8 protein-coding genes and 1 pseudogene (1 of these 9 cut by a window edge) are annotated in these 6733 nt (G+C 70.7%); 6 read left to right on the forward strand and 3 right to left on the reverse strand.

Annotation, left to right across the window (positions count from 1 at the left end; all coding sequences use genetic code 11):
• Positions 1–69 precede the first annotated feature (69 nt).
• Both Q0326_RS14665 and Q0326_RS14670 read left to right on the forward strand, forming a co-directional pair.
• Positions 70–1314 carry a TIGR04063 family PEP-CTERM/XrtA system glycosyltransferase gene (locus tag Q0326_RS14665; RefSeq protein WP_298691790.1) on the forward strand — a complete coding sequence of 415 codons (1245 nt, stop codon included), beginning with the start codon at positions 70–72 and terminating at the stop codon, positions 1312–1314.
• A gap of 24 nt (positions 1315–1338) precedes the next feature.
• Positions 1339–2238, forward strand: coding sequence for a hypothetical protein (locus tag Q0326_RS14670; protein WP_298691792.1), 900 nt, complete (start codon positions 1339–1341; stop codon positions 2236–2238).
• Here Q0326_RS14670 and Q0326_RS14675 read toward each other — a convergent pair.
• Entirely contained in the window at positions 2210–2563 is a 354-nt protein-coding gene (locus tag Q0326_RS14675) for a hypothetical protein (protein ID WP_298691794.1), read from the reverse strand. The two genes, Q0326_RS14670 and Q0326_RS14675, sit on opposite strands and share 29 nt — an antisense overlap.
• The gene (locus tag Q0326_RS14680; protein ID WP_298691795.1) at positions 2560–2745 is read right to left on the reverse strand and encodes a hypothetical protein; all 186 of its coding nucleotides are present in this window, start codon (positions 2743–2745) and stop codon (positions 2560–2562) included. Before Q0326_RS14680 ends, Q0326_RS14675 begins: the two co-directional genes overlap by 4 nt.
• A gap of 99 nt (positions 2746–2844) precedes the next feature.
• Here Q0326_RS14680 and Q0326_RS14685 point away from each other — a divergent pair, with 99 nt between their 5' ends.
• Positions 2845–3486 (forward strand): S24 family peptidase, encoded by a 642-nt coding sequence (locus Q0326_RS14685; protein WP_298691797.1) that lies wholly within the window; start codon positions 2845–2847, stop codon positions 3484–3486.
• Positions 3487–3546: 60 nt separating this feature from the next.
• On the opposite strand, the gene Q0326_RS14690 is transcribed toward Q0326_RS14685, so the two are convergent.
• The gene (locus tag Q0326_RS14690) at positions 3547–3726 is read right to left on the reverse strand and encodes a hypothetical protein (RefSeq protein ID WP_298691799.1); all 180 of its coding nucleotides are present in this window, start codon (positions 3724–3726) and stop codon (positions 3547–3549) included.
• 137 nt (positions 3727–3863) lie between these two features.
• Between Q0326_RS14690 and Q0326_RS14695 the strand changes: the two genes are divergently transcribed.
• From Q0326_RS14695 to Q0326_RS14705, 3 genes and pseudogenes are all read left to right on the forward strand, one after another.
• The gene (locus Q0326_RS14695) at positions 3864–4079 is read left to right on the forward strand and encodes a hypothetical protein (protein WP_298691801.1); all 216 of its coding nucleotides are present in this window, start codon (positions 3864–3866) and stop codon (positions 4077–4079) included.
• A 65-nt stretch (positions 4080–4144) separates the two neighbouring features.
• The gene (locus Q0326_RS14700; RefSeq protein ID WP_298691803.1) at positions 4145–6292 is read left to right on the forward strand and encodes a BamA/TamA family outer membrane protein; all 2148 of its coding nucleotides are present in this window, start codon (positions 4145–4147) and stop codon (positions 6290–6292) included.
• Positions 6292–6733 (forward strand): annotated as a pseudogene (locus tag Q0326_RS14705) (translocation/assembly module TamB domain-containing protein); it runs 3734 nt beyond the window's last position. Before Q0326_RS14700 ends, Q0326_RS14705 begins: the two are co-directional and overlap by 1 nt.

A 6733-nucleotide genomic window follows, 5' to 3' on the forward strand; every position in this document is an offset into this window, starting at 1 on the left:
GGGCAGGCGTCCGGACAGGTCCCACGGCGGGACGGACGATGCGGGGCGCACGATGCGGGACCAGGCCTGATGCGGATCCTCCACATCCTCGATCACTCGCTACCGCTCCACAGCGGCTACACCTTTCGCACGCGGGCGATCCTCAAGGCGCAGCAGGGGCTCGGGCTCGAGGTCGCGGGGGTGACAGGGGCGCGCCATGCCGCCGAGGCGGCGATCGACGACGGCCAGTGGGAAACGCATGACGGCTTGCGCTTCTTCCGCGGCGGTGCCTTGGCGGCGGGGCGCCCGGTGGTCTCGGAGATCCGCGAGGTGCGCGCCTTCACCCGCGCGATCGAACGCGCCGCCGAAGACTTCAAGCCCGATATTCTCCATGCCCATTCTCCGGTGCTCACCGCGCTCGCCGCGCGTACCGCGGCGAAGCGTCTCAAGCTGCCGCTGCTCTACGAGATCCGCGCCTTCTGGGAGGATGCGGCGGTCGGCAACGGCACCGGGCGCGAGGGCTCGCTGCGGTATCGTGCGACACGCGCGCTCGAGACCTGGGCAGTCGGCCGGGCCGATGCGGTCGCGGTGATCTGCGAGGGACTGCGCAGCGACCTGGTGTCGCGCGGCGTGCCGGCGCGCAAGATCATGGTGTCGCCCAATGGCGTCGACCTGGCGCTGTTCGGCGATCCGCCGCCGCCCGACGCGGCGCTCCGATCCGAGCTCGGGCTCGACGATGCCGAGGTGGTCGGCTTCATCGGCTCGCTGTACGATTATGAAGGGATAGACGAGCTGATCGCGGCGATGCCCGCGCTCGTCACGGCGCGGCCGAAGGCGCATCTGCTGCTCGTCGGCGGCGGGCCGCGCGCCGATGCGCTCAAGGCACAGGCGCTCGCCTCGCCGGTCGCCGGTCGCATCCGCTTCGTCGGGCGCGTCCCGCACGACCAAGTCGAGCGCTATTACGGGCTGATCGACATCCTCTGCTACCCGCGCAAGAAGATGCGGCTGACCGATCTGGTCACCCCGCTCAAGCCGCTCGAGGCGATGGCGCAGCGCCGGCTCGTCGCCGCCTCCGACATCGGCGGCCACCGCGAGCTGATCCGCGACGGCGAGACCGGCACGCTGTTCGCGCCCGACGATCCGCCGGCCATCGCGGCCTCGCTGGCCGGCGTCTTCGCCGACCGCGGCAGCTGGGCGGCGCGACGGGCGGCGGGGCGCCGCTTCGTCGAGGCGGAGCGCGACTGGGCGCTCAACGCGAAACGTTATCTTCCCGTTTACCAACTTCTGGCACAGAAAAGCACGACATCGCGCGCCATGCTGGCCGCGGGGCTTTAGGTCCGACGATCGGGACGAATGACAATGGCGACGCAGATCCTCCGTACGATCGACCGCTGGCGCTTCGAGGCGCCGCTCGCGCTCGCGCTCGCGGCGGCCTCGGGGTTTGCGGCGATGGCGATGCCGCCGGCGATCTTCGACCATGTGCCGCTGCTCGGCCATCACGGCCGGCTCGGCCATTCCGCGCTCGCGCTGGTGCTGGCGGTCGTCAGCGGCGGCATCGGCTATGTCGCGATGCGTCGTCCGACCAAATCCGTCGCCGTGGCGGATGACGATGATTTCATCGACGTTCTGGGCGAACCGATGGCGCCGATCGTCGGCGAGAACGACGGTCCGGTCCGGATGCGCCGTGCCGATCGCCACCCCGATGCGCCGCCGCGCCCGCCGATCCGCGCCAGCCGCGATCTCGGCGAGCCGTTCATGGATGTCGGTACGCAGGGTCCGTCATCCGTGCCGGAGGCCGTCGTCGCGGCGCACCCGGCGGCGGCGGATAACACGGACGACGCCGTCGTCGTCGCGCACGATCCGATCGACGATGCCGTGCCGGTCGAGCCTGAGCCTCCCGTCGAACTGGTCGCGGTCCCCGAAGCCTTCGAGGTCCAGGCTATCGATGCCGAGCCGCTCGTCGTCGCGACAGCATTGACGGCGATGGCCGAGCCGGCGCCTGCGCCTGCTGCCGAGGCGGTCGCCGAACCCGATGCGGCCCCCGTCGCCGCGATCGCCGATCCGGCGCCCGTCGTCGCAGCGCAGGGCGAGTCGAGCATTTCCGCGATGATGGAGCGCCTCTCCGCCGGTATGGCGCGCCGCGCGGCGAACGCCGATCGCGACGCCGCCGCGGGTGTGCCGACGCCGATGCGCGACATGCGCCCGGCGCTGCGCGGCGCGCTCGACGAACTCAACCGACTCGCCGCCCGGCGCGGCTGACCGCAAAGGTTTCGGGCTCCTCGATCGTCAGCGCCTCGATCCCGAGCACGGGGCGGTCGCCGCGGATCGTCGCCACCGCCTGAAGATCGGCGACGAAGCCGCCGCGCAGGTCGAGTTCCATCTCGGGCAGCGCGGCGCACAGGCGGTCCACCCGCGTCGCGGCATCCGGTCCTTCGAGCGCGAGCGCGAACCGGTGTCGGGCGCCGACGAACAGCGCGCTCGCCCAGTCGCGGCTGTGCGCGGCCAGCATGACGCTCGGCCCGACATGCGGGGCGAGCGTGCGGAGCAGTTCGTCGCGGGCGCGGTCGGCGGGCCAGCGGCTCATCGGACGCACTCGCCTTGCGCGTCGAGCCAGGCGTGGACGCGCGCCGTCATGTCGCCGCGCGGTTCGCGACCATTGCGCAGATCGAATACGAAGCGCGGGTCGCCGACCACCTCGCGGCCGAACCGCGCCGGAGGCATTCCCGTACAGCGCAAATGCCGCTGAATGCGCGTGAGCAGATGCATGGAACAGGACCTCCCTCGAACTCGACCGACTCAATGGGGTCATGCTTTGTTCTTCAAATCCTACTTGTCTAGGATTTTTCCTATCGGTAAGTAGGGACGATGGAAGGCGAGGTGCCCCGTGCCGTTCTCGGGCGGCTGATCGACGAACGCGGCGAGGATTGCGCCTCGCTGTCCCGGCTGATCGGGCGCAATCCCGCCTATATCCAGCAGTTCCTCAAGCGCGGATCGCCCCGGCGGCTGGCCGAGGCCGACCGCCAGCGGCTGGCGCGCTATTTCGGCGTGCCCGAGGCCTGGCTGGGAGGCGAGGCGGACGCGCAGGGTCGTAGCGCCGCTGCGCTCGCGATCGTGCCGCTACTCGATACCGCCGCATCGGCAGGGCCGGGCGCGGTGGGCGAGGACCGGGTGTCGGCGGCGGGGCTCGGCTTTTCCGAGCAATGGCTGCGACGATTGCGCCCCGGCGGCGGAAGCGACGGCCTGTCGATGATCCGCGTGCGCGGCGATTCGATGCTGCCGACGCTTGCCGATGGCGATGAGATTTTGGTCGATGGCAAGGATGCGGGCGATCGCCTCCGCGACGGCGTCTACGTCCTGCGGATCGACGGCGCGCTGCTGGTCAAGCGGCTGCTCCGCGAGGGGGAAGCCATGGTGGTGCGGAGCGACAATCCCGAGGCCGGGCCGGTCGATCTCGCCGGGGGCGTCGATGTCGTCGGGCGCGTACTATGGGCGGGCCGGCGACTTTAGGGGGCGTCTCCCGTCCCACCGCGTCATCCCGGATCGGCGGATGCAGCGCGGTCGCCCGATCTAGCGCGGACTGCGCATCCGGTCCCGCAGCCACAGCGCGACCGCGACGACGACGCCCACACCGGTGCCCGCGATCACGCCGATGCTCGGCTGGCCCTTCACGGTACCGATCACGGCGCCGACCAGGATGCACATGGCGAGGAGGAAGCCGCCCGCCCGCGGCCCGTTGCTGTCCGTCATGCTTTCCCCCTGCCACGATCCGGACGGGCGCGCCAGCCGACGCCGCGCGGATGGTATCGCCGATCTTTACCTTCTCCCTGCGGCACGGCTTAACGCGGTCCGCGCTAGGGCGAGGCACGGGCAGAGTTGGGGGTCGCGTGCTGGAACAGACACAATTTGTCGTCGACCGGGAAGCCTATGAGGGCGCCGCGGCCTTGCTCGACACGTTCGGCGAAAGCGCGCTGGCCGAGGCCGCGACGCGGGCCGAGCGCAGCCGTGACGTCGGCAACCACATCCACTATACGCGCTGGTGCCGCGTCGGTCGGGCCATTCTCGTGCTCGGCGACCCGCAGCCGGCGGGGATGGTCCACTAGCGCCACCGGACGGGGCGCGCGCAACGATGCTGGCGGAGGCGACACGCAGACGCTAGGGTCCCGCCATGTCGCCTGCCGTCGCGCGGCGCCGCGCCCGATGCGCCTGCGCCGCGATCCTCTTCACCGTCTGCCCGGAAGCGGCACCTGGACAGACGCCGGTCGTGTCGGGCACCCCCGCCGTGCCGCCCCGGCCATCGCCGGGCGATACGACGCTCGATCCCGATTCGCCGATGGCACCGCTCCCCGATCTCGGGGTCGCCTGGCCTGATCTCGCCAAGCCCGACAGCGCGCTCGGCACGCTGCCCGTCGCGCAGAGCGGCACCGGCCCGGCGACCGTCACGCCGCCGCCGATCGTCGCCCAGCCGGCCGATGCCGCCGCGTCGACGATCGATGCGGCAGGCGACCATCGCTATCTCGTCACGCTCGAGGGCCTCGACGGAGTCGCCGCGGCGGGCCTGCGCGACCGTTTCGATGCGCTCTCCTCGCTGCGCCAGGATGCCGGCAAGCCCGCCAACGTCGCGCAGATCGATCGGCGTGCGCGCGAGGATGCCGACCTGCTGCGCGATCTGCTGCGCGCCTATGGCTATTATGACGCCGAGGTCGACACCCGCGTCGCCAACCAGACCGGGCCGGTGGTCGGCACGCCGCGGCTGCAGGTCACGCTCGTCGCGACCCCGGGGGCGGCCTACAGCTTCACCAGCGTCACGCTGCCCGGTATCGCCGCGACCGGATCCGAGTCCGCCGCGCTGACCAAGGCGTTCGGCGTCCGCGACGGCGACCCGGTCGACGTCGACAAGGTAACGGCGGGGATCGCCGCGCTCAAGACCGCACTGGGTGCCAGGGGTTATGCCTTCGCCACCGTCGCCGACCCGGATATCGAGATCGACCACACGACGCATCGCGCGGTGCTCGCCCTCAAGGTCGATCCCGGCCGCCAGATGCGTTTCGGCAGCTTCCACCTCGTCGGCGCCAAGCATGTCTTCGGGGCGGCGCATCTCCAGCTGATCTCGCGGCTGCATCCGGGCGACCGTTACGATGCCGCGCTGATCGAGGATCTGCGCCGCGCGCTGATCCAGACCGGGCTCGTCTCGGTTGCCCAGGTCACGCCGACCCGGACCAGCGACCCGAATGTCTTCGATCTCGACGTCCATCTCGAACCCGCGCCGCCGCGCACCGTCTCGGCCTCGCTCGGCTATGTTACCGGTCCGCGCACGACCGCGGGCGAACTCGGCTATCTGACCACCGCCACCGCCGGCTCGCTCGGCTACGGCAGCGGCCAGGGCGTCACCGCCGAGGTCGACTGGACGCACCGCAACCTCTTTCCGCCCGAGGGAAGCCTGACGCTGCGCGGTGTGCTCGGCACGCAGGAACAGCTCGCCTCGGCGATCTTCCGCCGCAATGATTTCCGCGTCCGCGACCAGGCGTTGGTCGTCCAGCTGACCGCCGACCATCTCAACGTCCCCGCCTTCGAGGCGAAGACGCTCGATCTCGCCGCCGACATCGAGCGCCAGACCAACATCATCTTCCAGAAGAAGTGGATCTACAGCTACGGGGTCGAGCTCGTCGTCACCAACGAGCGCGACGGCATCCTGGCGACCGGGCAAGAGCGCGACGCGACCTATTATGTCGGCGCGATCCCGCTCAGCCTCTCCTATGACGGGTCGGACGACCTGCTCAACCCGACCCGGGGCTATCGGCTGGCCGCGCATGTCTCTCCCGAAATCTCGTTTCGCGGCAAGCCGTTCGAATATGTCCGCGTCCAGCTCGACGGATCCGCCTACCAGCCGGTCGGCGACCATGTCGTGCTCGCGGGGCGCGTGCGGCTGGGATCGATCGAAGGCGCCCACAGCGACGACATCGCGCCGTCGCGGCGATTCTATTCCGGCGGCGGCGGCTCGGTGCGCGGCTTCGGCTATCAGGACATCGGCCCGCGCGATCTGAACAATGATCCGGTCGGCGGCTCGAGCCTTGCCGAATTCGGCCTCGAGGCGCGCATCCGCTTCGGCAATATCGGGGTGGTGCCGTTCCTCGACGGCGGCAATCTCTACACCCAGTCGCTGCCGAAATTCACCGGGCTGCGCTACGGCACCGGGCTCGGCTTCCGTTACTATACCAGCTTCGGGCCGGTGCGCGTCGACATCGGCACGCCGATCAATCGCCAGCCGGGCGACAGCCGCGTCGCGGTCTATGTCTCGCTGGGGCAGGCCTTTTGATGGCGGACGACGCGATCCCGGTCGAGACGCCCTTGCCGTCTCCCGCACCGCGCCGACGCTGGCCGTGGCCGGTGCGCTGGCTCGGCGGGATCGTGGCTGTGCTGCTGATCTTCGCCGGTGGCGTCGGCTTCGGGATCGATACCGCGGCGGGCCACCGCTTCATCGTCGACCGGATCGGCGAGCTCACGCCGTCGAGCGGGCTGCGCATCCATATCGGCCGGATCGACGGATCGATCTGGCGCCATGCCCGCATCCGCGACCTGCGGCTGTCCGACCCGCAGGGCCTGTTCCTCGAGGCGCCGAGCGTCCAGCTCGATTGGCGGCCGGGGCGCTGGCTCGCCAACCGCCTGCATGTCGACCGCCTCGCCTCCGATCTGGTGATCCTGCATCGCCTGCCCAGGCTCAGGCCAGTGAAGCCGGGGCAGCCGATCATCCCCGGCT

Source organism: uncultured Sphingomonas sp. (genome assembly GCF_937859915.1).
GTDB lineage: Bacteria > Pseudomonadota > Alphaproteobacteria > Sphingomonadales > Sphingomonadaceae > Solisphingomonas.